Origin of the sequence: Neobacillus niacini NBRC 15566 (genome assembly GCF_001591505.1) — a bacterium.
Lineage (GTDB): Bacteria > Bacillota > Bacilli > Bacillales > Cytobacillaceae > Neobacillus > Neobacillus niacini.
Genome location: NZ_BCVA01000022.1, coordinates 75128 through 92755, shown reverse-complemented (window position 1 = coordinate 92755; position 17628 = coordinate 75128). Strand labels below are relative to the sequence as shown.

The 17628-nt window shown below is 36.0% G+C and carries 13 protein-coding genes, 1 tRNA gene and 2 pseudogenes; 14 read left to right on the top strand and 2 right to left on the bottom strand.

Annotated elements, in window-relative coordinates; translation table 11 throughout:
- The first annotated feature begins 7 nt into the window (after window positions 1-7).
- Both BANA01_RS16535 and BANA01_RS16530 read left to right on the top strand, forming a co-directional pair.
- Window positions 8-88 (top strand) — tRNA-Leu (locus BANA01_RS16535).
- Between the two features lie 532 nt (window positions 89-620).
- On the top strand, window positions 621-2177 hold the full coding sequence (locus BANA01_RS16530; RefSeq protein ID WP_034673464.1) for a BCCT family transporter: 1557 nt from the start codon (window positions 621-623) through the stop codon (window positions 2175-2177).
- A gap of 108 nt (window positions 2178-2285) precedes the next feature.
- Here the strand turns inward: BANA01_RS16530 and BANA01_RS16525 are convergent, their stop codons facing one another.
- A complete protein-coding gene (locus tag BANA01_RS16525; protein WP_063253904.1) occupies window positions 2286-2915 on the bottom strand; it encodes a YesL family protein in 630 nt (209 codons plus the stop codon).
- Window positions 2916-3159: 244 nt separating this feature from the next.
- On the opposite strand from BANA01_RS16525, the gene BANA01_RS16520 reads away from it, so the two are divergent.
- From BANA01_RS16520 to BANA01_RS16500, 5 genes are all read left to right on the top strand, one after another.
- Window positions 3160-4122 carry a carbohydrate ABC transporter permease gene (locus BANA01_RS16520; RefSeq protein WP_063253902.1) on the top strand — a complete coding sequence of 321 codons (963 nt, stop codon included), beginning with the start codon at window positions 3160-3162 and terminating at the stop codon, window positions 4120-4122.
- A gap of 18 nt (window positions 4123-4140) precedes the next feature.
- Complete coding sequence (locus tag BANA01_RS16515) at window positions 4141-4974, top strand: carbohydrate ABC transporter permease (protein WP_034673466.1); 834 nt, start codon at window positions 4141-4143, stop codon at window positions 4972-4974.
- A gap of 77 nt (window positions 4975-5051) precedes the next feature.
- Window positions 5052-6377 carry an ABC transporter substrate-binding protein gene (locus BANA01_RS16510; protein WP_063253901.1) on the top strand — a complete coding sequence of 442 codons (1326 nt, stop codon included), beginning with the start codon at window positions 5052-5054 and terminating at the stop codon, window positions 6375-6377.
- 95 nt (window positions 6378-6472) lie between these two features.
- Window positions 6473-8299 carry a cache domain-containing sensor histidine kinase gene (locus tag BANA01_RS16505; protein WP_063253899.1) on the top strand — a complete coding sequence of 609 codons (1827 nt, stop codon included), beginning with the start codon at window positions 6473-6475 and terminating at the stop codon, window positions 8297-8299.
- Complete coding sequence (locus BANA01_RS16500; RefSeq protein WP_034673470.1) at window positions 8274-9050, top strand: response regulator transcription factor; 777 nt, start codon at window positions 8274-8276, stop codon at window positions 9048-9050. Before BANA01_RS16505 ends, BANA01_RS16500 begins: the two co-directional genes overlap by 26 nt.
- Before the next feature lie 143 nt (window positions 9051-9193).
- Here BANA01_RS16500 and BANA01_RS16495 read toward each other — a convergent pair whose 3' ends face one another.
- Window positions 9194-10021 carry a MerR family transcriptional regulator gene (locus tag BANA01_RS16495; protein ID WP_063253897.1) on the bottom strand — a complete coding sequence of 276 codons (828 nt, stop codon included), beginning with the start codon at window positions 10019-10021 and terminating at the stop codon, window positions 9194-9196.
- 106 nt (window positions 10022-10127) lie between these two features.
- On the opposite strand from BANA01_RS16495, the pseudogene norA reads away from it, so the two are divergent.
- The 7 genes and pseudogenes from norA to BANA01_RS16460 all read left to right on the top strand — a co-directional run bounded on the left by norA (window position 10128) and on the right by BANA01_RS16460 (window position 17573).
- Window positions 10128-11319 (top strand): annotated as a pseudogene (gene norA, locus BANA01_RS16490) (multidrug efflux MFS transporter NorA).
- A gap of 182 nt (window positions 11320-11501) precedes the next feature.
- Entirely contained in the window at window positions 11502-11762 is a 261-nt protein-coding gene (locus BANA01_RS16485) for a hypothetical protein (RefSeq protein ID WP_034676496.1), read from the top strand.
- A 21-nt stretch (window positions 11763-11783) separates the two neighbouring features.
- Window positions 11784-12127, top strand: a pseudogene (locus tag BANA01_RS16480) (ArsR/SmtB family transcription factor).
- Window positions 12128-12142: 15 nt separating this feature from the next.
- Window positions 12143-13438 (top strand): arsenical efflux pump membrane protein ArsB, encoded by a 1296-nt coding sequence (locus BANA01_RS16475; protein WP_034676497.1) that lies wholly within the window; start codon window positions 12143-12145, stop codon window positions 13436-13438.
- A gap of 11 nt (window positions 13439-13449) precedes the next feature.
- Entirely contained in the window at window positions 13450-13872 is a 423-nt protein-coding gene (gene arsC / locus BANA01_RS16470) for an arsenate reductase (thioredoxin) (protein ID WP_034676516.1), read from the top strand.
- A gap of 467 nt (window positions 13873-14339) precedes the next feature.
- Window positions 14340-16478 carry a heavy metal translocating P-type ATPase gene (locus BANA01_RS16465; protein ID WP_082799558.1) on the top strand — a complete coding sequence of 713 codons (2139 nt, stop codon included), beginning with the start codon at window positions 14340-14342 and terminating at the stop codon, window positions 16476-16478.
- A 60-nt stretch (window positions 16479-16538) separates the two neighbouring features.
- A complete protein-coding gene (locus BANA01_RS16460; protein ID WP_034676502.1) occupies window positions 16539-17573 on the top strand; it encodes a flavin-containing monooxygenase in 1035 nt (344 codons plus the stop codon).
- The last annotated feature ends 55 nt before the right edge of the window (window positions 17574-17628 follow it).

Here is a 17628-nt window from a genome sequence, read left to right as displayed (position 1 = left end):
TGAATTTGCCGGTGTGGCGGAATTGGCAGACGCGCACGACTCAAAATCGTGTTCCTCTGGAGTGTCGGTTCGACCCCGACCACCGGTATCTTATAAACACAAAAAACACTCACAAAGGTTGTAATTTAACTTTTGTGAGTGTTTTTTGTGTTGTAAAACGTAAAAGAGTGAGAGTAGGAATTTTAGCAGCCAAGGATCATTACTTCTTGAAAACTGGATGTATAAAGAGGATCTTTGAGTTATATTAAGAATTTGTATTAATTTTTCCTTCTACAGAGGGCTATCAAGACGAGAGCCCTAAATACACTGGTATATGTAATTTGCTTGGTTTATCCCCTTTTGATATAGTTTCATTATTCCTCTAATAAACCTGTAAACTGATCCATACTAAATACCTCTGATGTATTCAAACTAACTATTACCCATACCAAAATAGAAGGATAATGGTATTAACAAGATTTAGCATGTTGTATTTAGAGTAAGATGCATGAACGCAATTTTAAGGGTTATGTTTCGTATTACTTCATAAAAATGCGTTCATTAAATGTTTTTGCATTTTAATATGTTCACCAACGAAGTAAAACCCTCTGCGAATTTATCAAAGATGGGAGTTAAAATTTATGAAAAATGCTTCAACTGTTTTTTATGTTTCAATAGTATTGTTGGTAGGTATAGTTTTCATGGGTATCATAATGCCAACATCGTTAGAACAGGTCACGAGTAGCACTCAAGGGATAATAACCGATTCATTTGGGTGGTATTACCTTTTGCTTGTTTCATTGTTTGTGTTTGTGTGCTTCTATTTATTAGTAAGTCCAATTGGCCGGATTAAGCTCGGGAAACAGGAGGATAAGCCTGAGTTTTCACGACCAACTTGGCTTGCGATGCTTTTTAGTGCGGGTATTGGGATTGGGTTAATGTTCTATGGAACATATGAACCTATTAGCCATTACATGCTTAGTTCTCCAACTGGTCAAGAGGGAACGGCTCAAGGTATTAAAGATGCGATGAGATTTACTTTCTTTCATTATGGCATCCATGCTTGGGCAATCTATGGTTCGATTGCGATGGTTCTAGCTTATTTTACCTTTAGAAAAGGGGAGCTGAGCTTAATTAGTCGAACTTTACGACCGCTGATTGGGAAACATGCGGATGGAGCTGTCGGAAAAGCGATTGATGTCATTGCGGTCATCTCTACGGTTATGGGGGTTGCTACCTCATTGGGATTTGGAGCTATGCAGATTAATGGGGGCTTGACCTACCTATTCGATGTTCCTAGTACGCTGACAACGCAAACTGTCATTATTCTCGTTGTGACTGTTTTATTTATGATTTCGGCTTTAACGGGTCTAAGTAAAGGGATTAAAATTCTAAGTAATGTAAATATGGGGCTCTCGGCTATCCTCTTATTGATTGTATTTATACTTGGACCAACACTTTTTACCCTTAACATGTTTACAGATACAGTAGGGGCTTATATGCAAAATTTCATTAACATGAGTTTTCGTATTTCTCCCTTAAATGAAGAGGGACGTAATTGGATTAATGGGTGGACAATCTTTTATTGGGCTTGGTGGATTGCATGGGCCCCTTTTGTTGGGGTGTTTATTGCAAGAGTCTCAAAGGGCCGGAAGATTCGTGAGTTTGTTGTAGGTGTCTTACTCGTTCCGACACTAATTGGATTCATTTGGTTTACAACCTTTGGGAGTGCCGCGATTTTTACTGAATCATCAGGGCTGCTCTCGATTTCTTCATTAGCTCCCGAGGAATCTCTTTTCGGCGTGTTAGAAGGGTTTCCATTCGGCATGGCGTTATCCCTCTTTGCCAATTTGATCATTGTGACTTTCTTTGTTACATCAGCGGACTCTGGTACTTTTGTTTTAGGAATGATGACAACGAATGGATGCCTAAATCCAAGTACATCGATTAAAGCTACTTGGGGAATCTTTCTCTCTATTACAGCAGTCGCTCTCCTTTATTCTGGGGGCCTGCAAGCTCTGCAGAATACTATGATTATTGCTGCACTTCCATTTTCATTCATTATGGTGTTAATGGTAGTCAGCTTACTTAAATCATTAAACCGAGAAGCAATTGAGCTCGGACTGGGTCAGTTACGTGTAGATAGAAAGAAAATAGTGGATAAACATAGGAACGAGGATGTTAAGGAAGTTATTTAACGATATAAAACAATTAATCAAGCAACGTTTCAACTTAGGTTGAGGCGTTGCTTGTTTTTTATTTTGAGAGAAAGGCCGAAAATAGATGAATTTAAATATAATTTACAATCAATTTGCGCTTAATTTTTCTTGTTTCTTTAGGATATTTTTATATGCCAAATTTGCCGAGGAAAGGATGACAAGACCTAAAATACTAACACTGAAAAAGAACCCTAATCCCGATAAATAGGTAACTGCGAAATATACGGCAGCAAAACCAAAAATGATAAATAAACTAGGAATCGGATTGGAGATGGTGATCAGAAGGGCATTTTTTAAATGAACCCCTAATGGCTGTTCAACTTCAACAAAGGAAGCTAATGTATAACAAATGATGAGAATATAAATGCCGCTCATAATAACGCTTGAATAAAATAGTAAAGTGGACATGTTATTTGTTGTTTGCAAAAAACGGATGTTTATCAACAAAATCAAGCCGATTGCGACGATCACGAGTCCTAATTTATTACTGTTGATGAATTCCTTTTTATAATAATGCCAAAAGGTTTGTAACACAGGCGGATGATTTTTTCTGATAAACTGTCTTAAAGTAGCTAACATTGCTATGGTTGCCGGAAAAAATCCAAAAAAGACGAATCCACTTAAAGTAAATAAAATCCACAATAGATTGATATAGGCTAGTCTCGCAACCCATTCACAAAAGGTATAAACCACATTTGAAAATGTACCTAATTGCATGTTAATCCCCCCTTATTGATAAATATATCATGCTTGGTAGGTGTAATTTTCTGTTTTTTTCATAAAGTAAAAAAATTATCTAATAAGTAAAAATAAAGCATGATATTCAATTAATGGTGTCCGTTAAAATAGGTGGAATTTAAAAGTAGTAAAAATTTTCTCAATAATGTAAAAAATCAACATTGTTGAAAGCGGTTTCACTAACTATACTAAAGCTACAATAGAGACGAAGGGGTGACAATTTGTGAATAGCGAGGTAAAAGTTGAAACAAAGGTAGTTCAAACCACAAAAAGTATAGTACGCAAAAAATCAAAAGATAGGTCTCCTTTTAGTGGCTGGAGGGAAAATCTAGCAGGGTATGCATTTATTGGGCCAATGTTTATTGGTACTTCTATATTAGTATTATTTCCGATTCTCGCTTCGTTTGTGCTAAGTTTTACCGATTGGAATTTTGTAGCTGGCTATGAAAATGCTAAATTTGTAGGATTTGAAAATTTCACGAAATTACTTACCAATGCACTATTCATTAAAGGATTATTAAATAATGTTCTTTTAATTTTAGCGGTACCTATTACTTTACTTTTTTCTCTTACATTAGCTGTTATCATAAACAAATATGTTTATTTGAAAGATTTGTTTAAAGTAATCTATTTTATGCCGTTTATTTCGAGCGTTGTAGCGGTTGCGGTTGTCTTTCAAGTGCTTTTTCATCCAACGAAAGGTCCTATAAACCAATTGCTGTTGAAGCTTGGGGTTGATAATCCACCTGGTTGGATAGCAGACGTTACTTTTGCGTTACCATCTGTTATGTTAATCATGGTTTGGACCGGAATTGGCTTTAATTTAATCATTTACTTAGCGGGTTTGCAGAATATTCCAAAAGAATTATATGAAGCAGCACAAATGGATGGAGCTACTGCTTGGTCTCAATTTACGAAAATTACGGTTCCATTAGTGTCGCCTACAACTTTCTTATTGTTTGTTACAGGTGTTATTTCCAGCTTTAAGGTATTTGATTTAATCATCGTTTTAACGAATGGCGGGCCAGCAAATTCGACCATAACACCTGTTGTTTATTTGTACCAGCAAGCATTTATTGAGTTAAAAACAGGCTATGCTTCAGCCATTTCACTAGTTATGTTTGTGATTATCTTGATCATTACCTATATTCAATTTATTGGTCAGAAAAAATGGGTAAATTATTAAAAGGAAGGAGCAATTCAGATGGTAGAAAGAATAGATATGCGAAAATTGATCGTGACCGCCATTATGGTTCTAATAGGAATTGCTTTTCTAATGCCATTTTTTTGGATGATATCTGCTTCTTTAAAAGTAGAAGAGGATGTATTAACTTTTCCGATTAAATGGATTCCTGAAAACTGGAATGCAGTGGAAAATTACAAAGAGGTTTGGACTGGTTCTATGCCATTCCTTCTACTATATTGGAATTCAATCAAGGTAACAGTCCTAACCACATTGGTTTCATGTACAGTATCCTGTTTAGCGGCATATGGCTTTGCCAAAATCAACTTTAAAGGAAGAAATTTCATCTTTTTAATTGTATTGGCAACTTTCATGATTCCACCGCAAACGTTATTAGTTACACAATTTCTATTATATAGATGGATTGGTCTTTATGATACGCACACGGGCCTTATCCTATTAAATAGTTTCAGTGTATTTGGTACTTTTATGCTGCGCCAATTCTATCTCGGTATTAGTAATGAAATTATTGAATCAGCGCGAATGGATGGAGCAGGTCATTTTAGGATTTTTACTTCAATTTGTTTACCATTAGTAAGACCAGCAATCGCAACGTATGCAATATTGCGATTTATTTGGACCTGGAATGACTTCCAAAATCCATTAATCTTTCTTCGTTCAAAAGAGTTATATACGATTCAACTTGGTGTACAAAGTTTTTCTGATCAACATGGCAGCGTATACTCCTTGATGATGGCAGCATCTGTTTCCGCCATTTTACCTTTATTGATTATCTTCATTATCGGACAGAAAAACGTAATTGAAGGTATCCAGCTTGGTGGAGTAAAAGGTTAAAAAAACGGTATGTACTCTCTCTTTTTTAAAGTAGAGAGAGTTGATATACAAAAACGATAAATAAGGGGGAAAGTATGATGTTAAAAAAATGGGGTTCATTGTTCCTAGTTGGACTTTTGGTCATGTCAATGTTAGCTGCATGTTCCGGAAAAGACAAAGCTTCTTCAGATAATTCTAAATCTGGTTCAGAGAAAAAAGAAGTTACGTTGAAATTTGTCCACTGGATCAATGAGGATGTAGGTCAATGGGAGAAGGTAATTGCAAAGTATGAAGCTGAGCATCCAGGGATAAAAGTGGAATCCATCCCACTTGTAGAAAACATGAGTTCTTTGGATTATTTCAAACAGTTGGATTTAATGGCCTCAGCGGGTGACGACATGGATGTGATAATGTTTTCCAATGTGAATGATCTTTCTAAACGAGTGGATGCAGGTCTGGTTGAACCAATTACCAAATTTACTGAAGCAGAAGGCATTGATATTAATAAAGAATACAATAATAGCTATCCAACTTTTAACGGAGATTACTATGGTCTGCCGATGAAAAACGTCACGATGCTTATTATGCTAAATAAAGCACATCTTGATAAAGCCGGCTTAAAGATTCCAACTGATTGGACATGGGAGGACTATGCGGAATATGCTAAAAAGCTAACGGCAGACGGTCACTATGGATCTTATTTACACACATGGCATAACTTTCATTCTATTTTAAAAGTTATGAGTAAAGCAAAAGATAATAGTATCTTAAAAGAAGATGGTACATCTAATGCAGATGACCCAATGGTGCGCGCATCACTGGAGCTGCGAAATCAATTAGAAAATGTTGATAAATCTTCTGTTCCATTTGAAGAAATCTTATCGCAAAAAATGGATTACCGTCAGCAATTCTTTAGTCAAAATGCATCAATGGTTCCTACTGGAAGTTATATGATTACAGAATGGGGTCAATTTACACCGGAATTTGAAATTGCATGGGCACCATGGCCAAAAAATAAGGCAAATGATGAAGCAGTTGCTGTAATGGGCGGAGATTTAGTTTCAATCGCAAAAAGCTCCAAACACAAGCAAGAGGCATATGATTTCATGCGTTGGTTGACAACAGAAGGAATCTCTGAACAAGGAATTTGGGTACCTTCATGGAAAAAAGCAGATATGAGCGCAGCGCTAGAAAAAGTGGCGAATGGAGCGAAGAAACCTGATGCCATTAATATGGAATCATTGAAGACTACACTTTCTTCTGTTAAGCCTAGTGAAGTCGTTGCCCCACCAGCATATACGAATGAAGCCTATACCGAATTTGGTGCAGAGGTGGAATTATATCTTCTTGGTGAGCAGGACCTTGATAAAACGATGAAAAACATTAAAGAAAAAGTACAAGCTGTAGTAGATGCGAATAAGTAATAAGAATAATTAGAATATTTATGATATAATAGAGAGAAAACACATGTTTTCTCTCTATTTTTATTGTTTTTTACGATTGGAAGCGGTGATCATTCATGAAGTTACTTTGGAATAAAATAATGCAAATGTCACTTCGAACTCGATTAATCTTATCTGTTATTCTCTGTATTTTATTTCCGTGGGTTGGTACCTATATCGTCTCAAACTATTTTACGAAGGATGTACTTGAGCAACGAGCAGCAACCCAATCAGAAGATGATTTACGGATGATTGAATTAGGAATAAAGAATATGTTAGATGATATTATGAATACCTCAAATTATATTCAATTTGATTCTAATATGAGACAGCTACTAAAATCGCATGAGGTAATTGATGTAGATTCTCCCACCGTAAAACAACAAATTGCTCTAAACTATATCCATATATCGAAGGAATTATCTGGTATTACTGATTTACTAAGGCCTCTGTATATTACTATTTTGTTTAATAATGATCTATATTACACCAATTATTCCAAACTCGATTTTAATCCTTTGCAATTTAAAGAAAAAACATGGTTTGGAAAATTGGATCACTTAAGTTTTTACCAAACCTATTGGCTAGGTGCACACCCTACCTACATTCAATCTGAAAGAGATACTTACCCATATCTGATTACTATTGGCAGAAGGATTCAAAAAGGGAATTCCTCATATATCTATTTAATTATAAGTTTTAAAGAAAATCAGATTAAGCAACTATTTAGTCAATTTCAAAGTGAAAAGCGGGCAAAATTTTATTTGACCAATAACACTGGTGAAATCTATTCAAGCTTGAATACAGATGAAGTAGGAACGATATTACCTTATGACGTGACAAACGCTGATTATCAGATTGTAGACTTTAAGGAGGAGAAACATTTAATGGTTTCTTATCCAGTGTCATATTCTAAATGGAGATTAGTCAGCCTCGTGCCATATAACGATATAATTGGATCAATCAATTTGGTAACAAGAACAACGATTTTAATTCAAGGTGTTTTTTTAGCTCTATTTTTAATTGGTCTTATTATGCTTGTGCGTGAGTTTACAAAACCGATCACAAAATTACATCATGTGACAAAAGCAATCAAACAGGGTGATTTAACTGCAAGGATACATTTATCTGGAAGTAATGACGTCGCTCAATTGGGCCACTCCTTTAATCATATGCTGGACACCATCGAGGAAATGATTGAACAGGTTAAAATACAAGAGGAAGCGAAACGAAATGCTGAACTAGAAATGCTTCAAGCACAAATTAACCCACATTTTTTATTTAATGTATTAAATGCGATTCGTTTAAAAATAAAAATGGAGGGTAACTCTGGCAGTGCTTCACTCATATATTCATTATCTGCACTCCTCCGAATGACGATTAATCGTAATAATGCTTTTATTCCACTGGAGGAAGAGTTAACGATTGTAAAGCATTATGTAGATTTGATGAATTTTCGACACCAACATGATGTAGAATTAGAAATCGATGTAAACGAATCTGCCTCTAGTTTTCAAGTACCAAGATTTTTCTTACAACCTATTATTGAAAACGCAATCATTCATGGGAATAATAATAGGAAAGAAACTATTAAGATTATTGCAAGTGAACAAATTGATACGTACCTGAAGCTAGTCATTACCGACAATGGTAAAGGTATGGATATGCTTACGCTTGAAGGATTGCGAAAAAAGATTTTCCATCAAAAGGGTCATGATACTGTAAAAAGTAGTAAATCGTTTAACGGAATAGGAGTACAAAATGTCTATCAAAGGATGAAATTGATTTATGGAGAAGCATTTCAATTGAGGATAGACAGTATGGAAGGAGAAGGAACGACGTTAACGTTTCAAATTCCAGTACATAAGAGGTGGTTAGATGTACGAAATAGTTTTGGTAGATGATGATGTGATTGTAATTGAATTTTTGAAGAAAGTGATTCCATGGCAGGAATACGACTTCCAAGTAGTTGCAAGTTTTCAAGATAGTAATGAGGCTTTAGCATTTATGCAAGAAAACCCTTTTGATGTATTGATAACTGATATTGGCATGCCGAAACTGAATGGAATTGAATTAATTGAGCAGCTGAAAAAATCGAATATCAACTCCTATAATGTCATCCTATCTTGCCATGATGAGTTTACCTTTGCACAACAAGCGATAAAGTTAGAAGCCTATGATTACATTTTAAAAGAATCCATGGAAGAAACGAATATCATTGCTCTGCTTGAAAGGTTAAAGCAGAAGTTGGACCATGAACGTTATACAAATAATCAGCACGTCATAGTCACCAAGTTTCTAGAAAGGACCACTAGAAATGACGATGTGTTTAAAGCACAAAAATATGTACAAACCCATCTTGGAGAAAAGATTTCTTTGACAGAGGTAGCTGCCCATTTACATTTAAACTCTAGTTATTTCAGCAGGATGTACAAGAAAGAAACGGGAGAAGGTTTTGTTGAATATGTGACAAGAGTTAAAATGGAAAAAGCACTAGAATTACTAGATCATCCCGGAAACTCGGCAGAGCAGATAGCGTATGAGTTAGGCTTTGAAAGTAAAGGTTATTTTTTAAAAACCTTTAAAAGGTTTTATGGGATATCTCCAAGAACATATAAAAATCAAGATAAAGTAACGGTGAAGAATACTACTTAATGAACACCAACAACAACCAGGTTAGTAGCGAAGTAACCAAATGGAGTACGATTTGCTTTGTTATAGCTTTAGGCTTCCCGATTGGTTTGGGAAGCCTTTGTTTATTATAATTCAAACATAATCCTCTATCACAATTCATCTGTTTACGACTGGTCCACTTGAATCATAATTTTGGTGACATATTGCTCCTTATGATTCTTTACTACGGAATCATAGATATACTCTTCAAAAACATGTTCTCCTATGGTTACATTTAATCGTTCCATCTCTAGAAAAAGCCTTTTATATGTGTGATGTATGGAATTATCATCCCCAATATGATAGCCAATGATAAAATCACCTTTAACCGTTTTAAAATACGGATGACCTTCCCTTGGATTTGGTTGTTCAATATACAAATAACTGTAATTCGTATATTCACCTTTTAATACTTGTTCCCTTTTCGTGATAACACCAATGGGATATCCAGTATCGAGATGTGATTCGCTCAATTCATTCAGGAAATCTGATACAACTTCTACAAAATGCTCTTCCGTTATATTTTCAATGTTTTTACTTAGATATAGTGTTGCTTCTGGTAATGGCTCAAGCGTAACCTTATTAAAATCCAGATGGGAAGCTTCTTCTATTAATGCTATTTGTGCCTCGATAAACTTTTCCTTCATTTCAATTTCCTGACGTTTTTTCACAATCTCTTCTTTCTTTTGATACATTAACGACAAATAACGTTCAGGAGATTTACTCTGCATGTAAAGTTGAATATCGTGAAGCGACATATCAAGATCTTTTAATAAATCGATAACAAAGAATAGCTCTATTTGGTGGATTGAATAATAACGGTATCCTTTTTCATTTTTCAATATCGGAGACAAAAGTCCAATTTGATCATAATAGAAAAGTGTCTGTTTGTTTACTTTACAAAGCTTAGCGAATTCACTCGTGGTTAAATATTTTCCATTCTTTTTATTCATTTTTTACAGCACCACCCTTGACTATATAGTAACTATATACACTACGATGGAAATTGTAAAACAAATGATAAACAATGGGTTCATTTTGTTAAGGAGAATGTAGAAGATGAAGAATCAAAAAGTTACATTAGGATTATTACTAATGAATTTATTCATTGCTTTTTTGGGGATTGGACTTGTGATTCCAGTATTACCAACGCTGATGAATGAATTAGGTATAACAGGAACAACAGTTGGTTATTTAACAGCAGCATTCGCTATTGCACAATTGATTATTTCACCATTTGCAGGGAAAGCAGCAGATCAATTTGGCAGGAAAATAATGATTGTCATCGGTTTGTTTATTTTTGGCATCTCAGAGTTTTTATTTGGTATCGGCAAAGAAATTGAAATGTTATTTATCTCTCGTATTTTAGGTGGAATTAGTGCCGCATTTATTATGCCAGCGGTTACTGCTTATATTGCTGATATCACAAATTTGGATACTCGTCCCAAAGCACTTGGGTATATGTCGGCTGCCATAAGTACAGGGTTTATCATAGGTCCGGGTATCGGTGGATTTTTAGCGGAATTTGGAACGCGTATACCGTTCTATTTCGCAGGTGCCCTGGGTGCCACCGCTGCTATTCTTTCAATTATTTTCTTAACTGAGCCAGATCGTTCTCAGGAAAATATAGAACAAGTCTCAGGAACGAAGAATGTTCTCAAGCGTATGATTGCCACCAAAATATTTCCTTGCATTTATTTTAATATTTATTGCCTCATTTGGATTGGCCGCTTTTGAGTCATTCTTTAGTCTATTTGTGGACCACAAATTTCAATTCAAACCATCCGATATCGCTATTGTGATCACTGGTGGTGCCATTTTTGGTGCAGTGTCACAAGTGATATTATTTGACCGGCTTACACGAATTTGGGGAGAAATAAAACTGATTCGCTACAGTTTACTTTTATCAGCTGTTTTGGTCTTCTTAATGACCGTTGTTCATTCCTATTTCTCAATTTTATTGGTTACCTTTATTGTATTTGTAGGTTTCGATTTATTCCGGCCAGCAGTAACTTCCTATCTTTCAAATATTGCTGGGAATGAACAGGGTTTCGTTGGAGGAATGAATTCAATGTATACCAGTTTAGCCAATATTAGCGGACCCATTATAGGGGGGATATTATTTGATATTGATATCAACTACCCATACTACTTTGCGACGGTCATACTGACATTTGGAATCGTTATTACTTTATTCTGGAAGAAACAAGAAAATCGTTCTTCTTTGGAAGTGAAGGCTGATTCAAGATAGGATTGAAAGTGAATGCTTTCAATCTTTTTTCTTTTTAATTTCCTTGAATTTAATACATAAGCAATTTATTATATAAGCAATTAATTATATGCTAATACAGATATGGCTTGTGAAGGATAAAATGTTGCTTTTATACCAAAAAAGCAAAAAGTGATCTATTCGGTCAAGGGGGAAGCTCCTATGTGACTGAAAAAGCAAAAAAGGATTTATTCGGTCAAGTGGGGAACTCCTATGTGACTGAAAAAGCAATAAGTGATTTTTTCGGTCAAGAGGGAAGCTCCTATGTGACTGAAAAAGCAAAAAAGGATTTATTCGGTCAAGTGGGGAGCTCCTATGTGACTGAAAAAGCAAAAGGTTATTTATTCGGTCGAGTGGGAAGCTCCTATGTGACTGAAAAAGCAAAAAGGGATTTTTTCGGTCAAGTGGGAGTCCATATGAATTAATTTATTAGGAGGTGTATAATCGTGTCAAAATCAACCGTTGAATTAGAACGCGTAGCGAGCATTTTAAAGTTGTTAGGAGATAAAACTCGTTTAACTATGGTCAAAATACTTGATAGCCACGATGCTTGCGTATGCGAATTTGTTGAAATATTTAAAACAAGTCAGCCGGCAATCAGCCAGCATATTCGCAAGTTAAAAGATGCTGGGTTGGTGCGGGAAGCAAGAAGAGGACAATGGTTACTTATTCCTTAAGTGAAGAAAGTCCTTATTATCCATTGGTTCAAGATTTACTTCAGCACCTTCCAAATCAAGATTTTAGATTAAAGGAATTAGAACAACAGGGTTTAAGAATTTCATGTGAATAATTGGAGGTTTCAACTTTGGCATCAACCATACTTGCATCATTGATTTTTTTAATTACGCTTATTCTTGTTATATGGCAGCCAAGAAATCTATCCATTGGTTGGTCCGCTTGTGGTGGTGCGATCCTCGCACTAATTGTTGGAGTGGTTGACTTCCATGACGTTCTGGAGGTAACCAATATTGTATGGAATGCAACTTTTTCATTTATTGCCATCATTATTATTTCATTAATATTAGATGAAATTGGGTTCTTTGAATGGTCAGCCCTCCACATGGCAAGAGCGGCTAAAGGAAATGGAATTAAAATGTTTGTTTATGTGAGCATTCTAGGTGCTCTAGTGGCAGCATTCTTTGCAAATGACGGGGCTGCTCTTATCTTAACGCCAATCGTTTTAGCCATGGTTCGAAATTTAAAGTTGGAAGAAAAAATGATATTTCCGTTCATTATGGCTAGTGGTTTTATAGCTGATACAACTTCATTGCCGCTAGTAGTAAGTAATCTTGTAAATATCGTTTCTGCTGACTTTTTCGGAATCGGATTTGCAGAGTTTGCCTCAAGAATGTTTGTTCCAAATTTATTTTCTTTAGTGGCTAGTATTTCAGTCTTATACCTTTACTTCAGAAGGAACATACCTAAAAAATATGATTTAGCTCATTTAAAGAAACCTGTCGAAGCCATTCGGGATCAAAAAATGTTTCGATTATCCTGGCTGGTCCTTGCTATATTATTAGCGGGATATTTTATTAGTGAAATACTTCATGTTCCAGTATCCATCATTGCAGGCATAGTAGCTATATTTTTCTTATTAATGGGAAGAAGAAGCCCTGCAGTCGAAACAAAAAGGGTTATTAAAGGTGCTCCATGGGCAATCGTATTTTTCTCAATTGGAATGTATGTGGTGGTTTATGGGTTACGAAACGTAGGATTAACCAATGTCTTAGCAGACCTAATCCAAGTAACAGCTGACCAAGGATTATTTGCAGCTACAATTGGAATGGGTTTTATTGCAGCTATACTTTCTTCCATTATGAATAATATGCCAACTGTAATGATTGATGCTTTAGCCATTGCAGAGACCAATACGAGTGGTGTGATTAGAGAAGCCTTAATATACGCCAATGTAATTGGTTCAGATTTAGGTCCCAAAATTACTCCGATTGGCTCTCTAGCAACCTTATTATGGTTACATGTTTTATCGCAAAAAGGGGTAAAGATTTCTTGGGGTACTTATTTTAAAACGGGAATTGTGTTAACCATCCCAACTTTGTTTATCACTCTGGTTGGTCTCTATATATGGTTGTTATTTATTTAAAGGAGAATTCTATGAAAAATAAAAAGAAACTTTACTTCTTATGTACAGGAAATTCATGTAGGAGCCAAATGGCTGAAGGATGGGCTAAAAAGCACCTTAGTAATGAGTGGGAGGTACGTAGTGCTGGGATTGAAGCACATGGTTTAAATCCAAATGCAGTAAAAGGGATGAAGGAAGCAGGAATTGATATTTTAACTCACACTTCTGATATTATTGATCCTGAGTATTTGAATAATGCTGATTTAGTTGTCACTCTGTGTGGTGACGCAGCTGATAAGTGTCCAATCACACCGTCAAAGGTAAAACGAGTTCATTGGGGATTTGATGATCCTGCCATAGCACAAGGAACGAATGAAGAAAAATGGGCTTTTTTCCAGCGTGTCCGCGATGAGATTGGAAATCGCATTGAGCGATTTGCCAAAACTGGTGAGTAAAGATAATTTTGGCAGATAAGGAGATTTTGGTAAAAAAAGGTCATTGTAAAATGTGCGTGTTCAAACTCCACACTCAATACGGAGATGAAATATCCATATATAGGGAATTTTGATATCTACGCCAGGCAGCCGCCTGGCTTTTTTAGCTTTTAAGTTGGAGTGTGGAATTAATCAGGCAGATTAACAAAAGTAATATGCTGATAAAAAGGAAACTATGCAGGTAAGCGAATAGAATTCGCAGATGTAGGAATCATTTTAGCAGGTATGAAGATTTTTAAATAAATAAAAAACACATCTAGAATATAGAGTTCAGTTAGGGGATAAAGGTGAAAAGGCAATAACCCAAATTTTATTAAAACATTCAAATAATTGTTTGACCATTGAAATGCCATTTGTATATACTATAATCAAATGAACGTTTGAATGAGAAGAGTAAATACTTTTACTCACCATTGGAGGTAAAACAGATGAGTAATGCTAGTTTGGAAAAAACAAACGAGAAAACCGTGTATCGTGTGCAAGGATTTACCTGAGCAGGCTGTGCGACGAAGTTCGAAAAGAACGTAAAACACCTGGATGGTGTTTCTGACGCAAGTGTAAACTTTGGTGCTGCTAAACTTACCATTTATGGAGCAACAACCATTAAGGAAATAGAAAAAGCAGGAGCTTTTGAAAACATAAAAGTTTTTCCGGAAAAACAAAAAGTTGAAGAGAAAAAAGAACCATTCTTCCAAAAACATTCAACTGTTATTGCCTCGCTAGTTTTCTTACTTATTGGGTGGATTTCAGCGGAACTGAATGGGGAGGAGAGTATTTCTTCCATTTTAGCCTATGGGGCTTCTATTTTAATCGGTGGTTACCGCCTATTTCGTACAGGATTAAAGAATATAACCCGTTTAGAGTTTGATATGAAAACCTTGATGACCATTGCTGTTATTGGTGCGGCTTTTATTGGGGAATGGGGTGAAGGGGCTACGGTTGTAATCCTATTTGCCATAAGTGAAGCCCTTGAGTCTTACTCAATGGATAAAGCCCGTCAGTCGATTCGGTCATTAATGGATATTGCTCCTAAAGAAGCATTGATTCGAAGAGGGAATCAAGAGATAACCGTTGAAGTCGACGATATTCAAATTAGCGACATTATGATTGTTAAACCTGGGCAAAAAATAGCGATGGACGGAATCGTGGTAAAAGGGTTATCAGCTGTTAATCAAGCAGCGATTACAGGTGAGTCTGTTCCAGTTGCAAAAACGGTTGATGACGAAGTGTTTGCTGGAACTTTAAATGAAGAAGGATTACTTGAAATTAGGGTAACCAAGCATGTTGACGATACGACGATTGCAAAGATTATTCATTTAGTCGAAGAGGCTCAGGCTGAAAGAGCACCTTCTCAGGCATTTGTGGATCGGTTTGCAAAATATTACACTCCACTTATCATGCTAGTAGCATTAGGAGTAGCAGTGGTACCACCTATTCTCTTTGAAGCAGATTGGGACAAATGGATTTATCAAGGTTTGGCAGCTCTAGTGGTAGGATGTCCTTGTGCGTTAATTATTTCAACTCCAGTTGCAATCGTAACGGCAATAGGTAATGCAGCTAGAAACGGGGTTTTAATTAAAGGCGGAATTCATTTAGAAGAAATGGCGTCCATCAAAGCGATTGCTTTTGATAAAACAGGTACCCTAACAAGAGGTATTCCAGCTGTTATAGATTTCCTTCCACAGCAAAATAAAGATTCAAAGGAGCTTCTATCCATTATTGCCGCATTAGAAAATGGCTCTCAACACCCATTGGCTTCTGCCATCATGGAAAAAGCAGAACAGGAAAACTTACCTTATCATAGCGTTTCAATTGAAGACTTTTCCTCCATCATAGGAAAAGGCATTAAAGGAAAGATTAATGGTGAGACCTATTATGTAGGAAGCCCTAATTTATTTGAGGAAATCTTACTAAATGGAATCCCAAGTAACCTAAAATCCCAAATTTCTGAACTGCAAAATCAAGGTAAGACCGTTATGGCAGCAGGGACAACAACTGAAGTGATGGGGTTGATTGCGGTTGCTGATGTATTAAGAGAAAATAGTAAAAGTGTAATTCAAAAACTCCACACATTAGGCATTCAAAAAACAATCATGTTAACAGGTGATAACGCTGGAACTGCAAAGGCGATTGGAAAACAAGTAGGTGTTTCTGATTTACAATCAGAATTACTTCCACAGGATAAACTGACATTCATCAAAGAACTCAGAGGCAAATATGGCCGTGTCGCAATGGTTGGAGATGGTGTAAATGATGCGCCTGCACTTGCTGCTTCTACAGTGGGGATTGCAATGGGTGGAGCCGGAACAGATACAGCTCTTGAAACAGCAGATATTGCTTTAATGGCAGATGATCTCGGAAAATTACCGTTTACGGTCAAACTAAGTAGAAAAGCATTAACGATTATAAAGCAAAACATCACGTTCTCGTTAGGAATTAAACTGTTGGCTTTACTATTAGTTATTCCAGGTTGGCTTACACTATGGATTGCTATATTCGCTGATATGGGCGCAACACTTATTGTCACATTAAATGGCTTACGGCTTCTTAGGGTAAAAGACAAATAAACATAAACTGGCTTCCTGACGTTATGGAGGCCTTTTGTCTATTTTTGAGGGGGAAATAACATGCTTTATGACGTTTTAGTTATAGGTGCAGGTCAAGCCGGATTATCAATGGGATATTGTTTAAAGAAGAAAAAATTAAATTTCCTAATCTTAGATAAAGGAAGTGAAATCGGTCATAGTTGGAAAAATCGATACGATTCCTTAACATTGTTTACACCACGTACATATAGTTCACTCCCAGGTTTATCATTAAAAGGAGAGGAGAAACAGTATCCCACAAAAGATGAAATTAGTGATTATTTATCGTTGTATGCAAAAGTATTTTCAATTCCTATTCAGCTTAATACCACTGTTACAAAGTTGGACAAAGAAGAAAACTGTTTTAGATTGTACACTAACCAAGGTGAATATCAATGTAAAAATGTGATTGTAACGACAGGTCCTTTCCAAGAACCATACATCCCAGAATTTTCACAAAATCTGTCGGAAAATATCCTACAACTTCATTCCTCACAATATAAAAACCCTAGTCAATTACAGGATGGGACCACATTGGTTGTTGGAGGAGGGAACTCAGGGGCACAGATAGCTGTTGAAATTTCAAACAAAAGAAACGTTTACCTTTCGGTTGGCCAGCCAATAAGATATTTACCACTGGATATAGGTTCTAAAAGTATATTTTGGTGGTTTGATAAATTGGGAGTTTTAAAGGCAAACGTAAATAGTAAAGTTGGTCAATTTATCAAGCATAAGCCTGACCCCATTTTTGGTTTTGAGCTTAAGAGGCAGCTGAAGAGTCAAGATATCATAATTAAACCAAGAGTAACAACAACTGATAGAAACCGAGTATCCTTCGAAAATGCAACTAGTTTAGAAGTATCGAATGTCATTTGGTCCACTGGTTTCAAGTCAGACTATAGATGGATTAATATTCCTTCGATTTTTAATGAGGTGGGGACGCCGTTACATAATAGAGGCATTACAACCATGAAGGGTCTCTGCTTTTTAGGCCTGCCCTGGCAATATCGTAGAGGTTCAGCCTTGCTACATGGTGTTGGATATGATGCTGAGTATTTAATCAAGAAGCTATTTTAATGGAGAGAAAGTATAAGATACCTAAAAAAGAATATAAATGTACATGAGAAAAGTG

Excerpts from the sequence above, each read along its gene's own strand:
- BANA01_RS16510 (WP_063253901.1), top strand. The coding sequence starts at position 5,052 with ATGTTAAAAAAATGGGGTTCATTGTTCCTAGTTGGACTTTTGGTCATG.
- BANA01_RS16505 (WP_063253899.1), top strand. The coding sequence starts at position 6,473 with ATGAAGTTACTTTGGAATAAAATAATGCAAATGTCACTTCGAACTCGA.
- arsC (WP_034676516.1), top strand. The coding sequence starts at position 13,450 with ATGAAAAATAAAAAGAAACTTTACTTCTTATGTACAGGAAATTCATGT.
- BANA01_RS16495 (WP_063253897.1), bottom strand. The coding sequence starts at position 10,021 with ATGAATAAAAAGAATGGAAAATATTTAACCACGAGTGAATTCGCTAAG.
- BANA01_RS16530 (WP_034673464.1), top strand. The coding sequence starts at position 621 with ATGAAAAATGCTTCAACTGTTTTTTATGTTTCAATAGTATTGTTGGTA.
- BANA01_RS16525 (WP_063253904.1), bottom strand. The coding sequence starts at position 2,915 with ATGCAATTAGGTACATTTTCAAATGTGGTTTATACCTTTTGTGAATGG.
- BANA01_RS16515 (WP_034673466.1), top strand. The coding sequence starts at position 4,141 with ATGGTAGAAAGAATAGATATGCGAAAATTGATCGTGACCGCCATTATG.
- BANA01_RS16500 (WP_034673470.1), top strand. The coding sequence starts at position 8,274 with ATGTACGAAATAGTTTTGGTAGATGATGATGTGATTGTAATTGAATTT.
- BANA01_RS16460 (WP_034676502.1), top strand. The coding sequence starts at position 16,539 with ATGCTTTATGACGTTTTAGTTATAGGTGCAGGTCAAGCCGGATTATCA.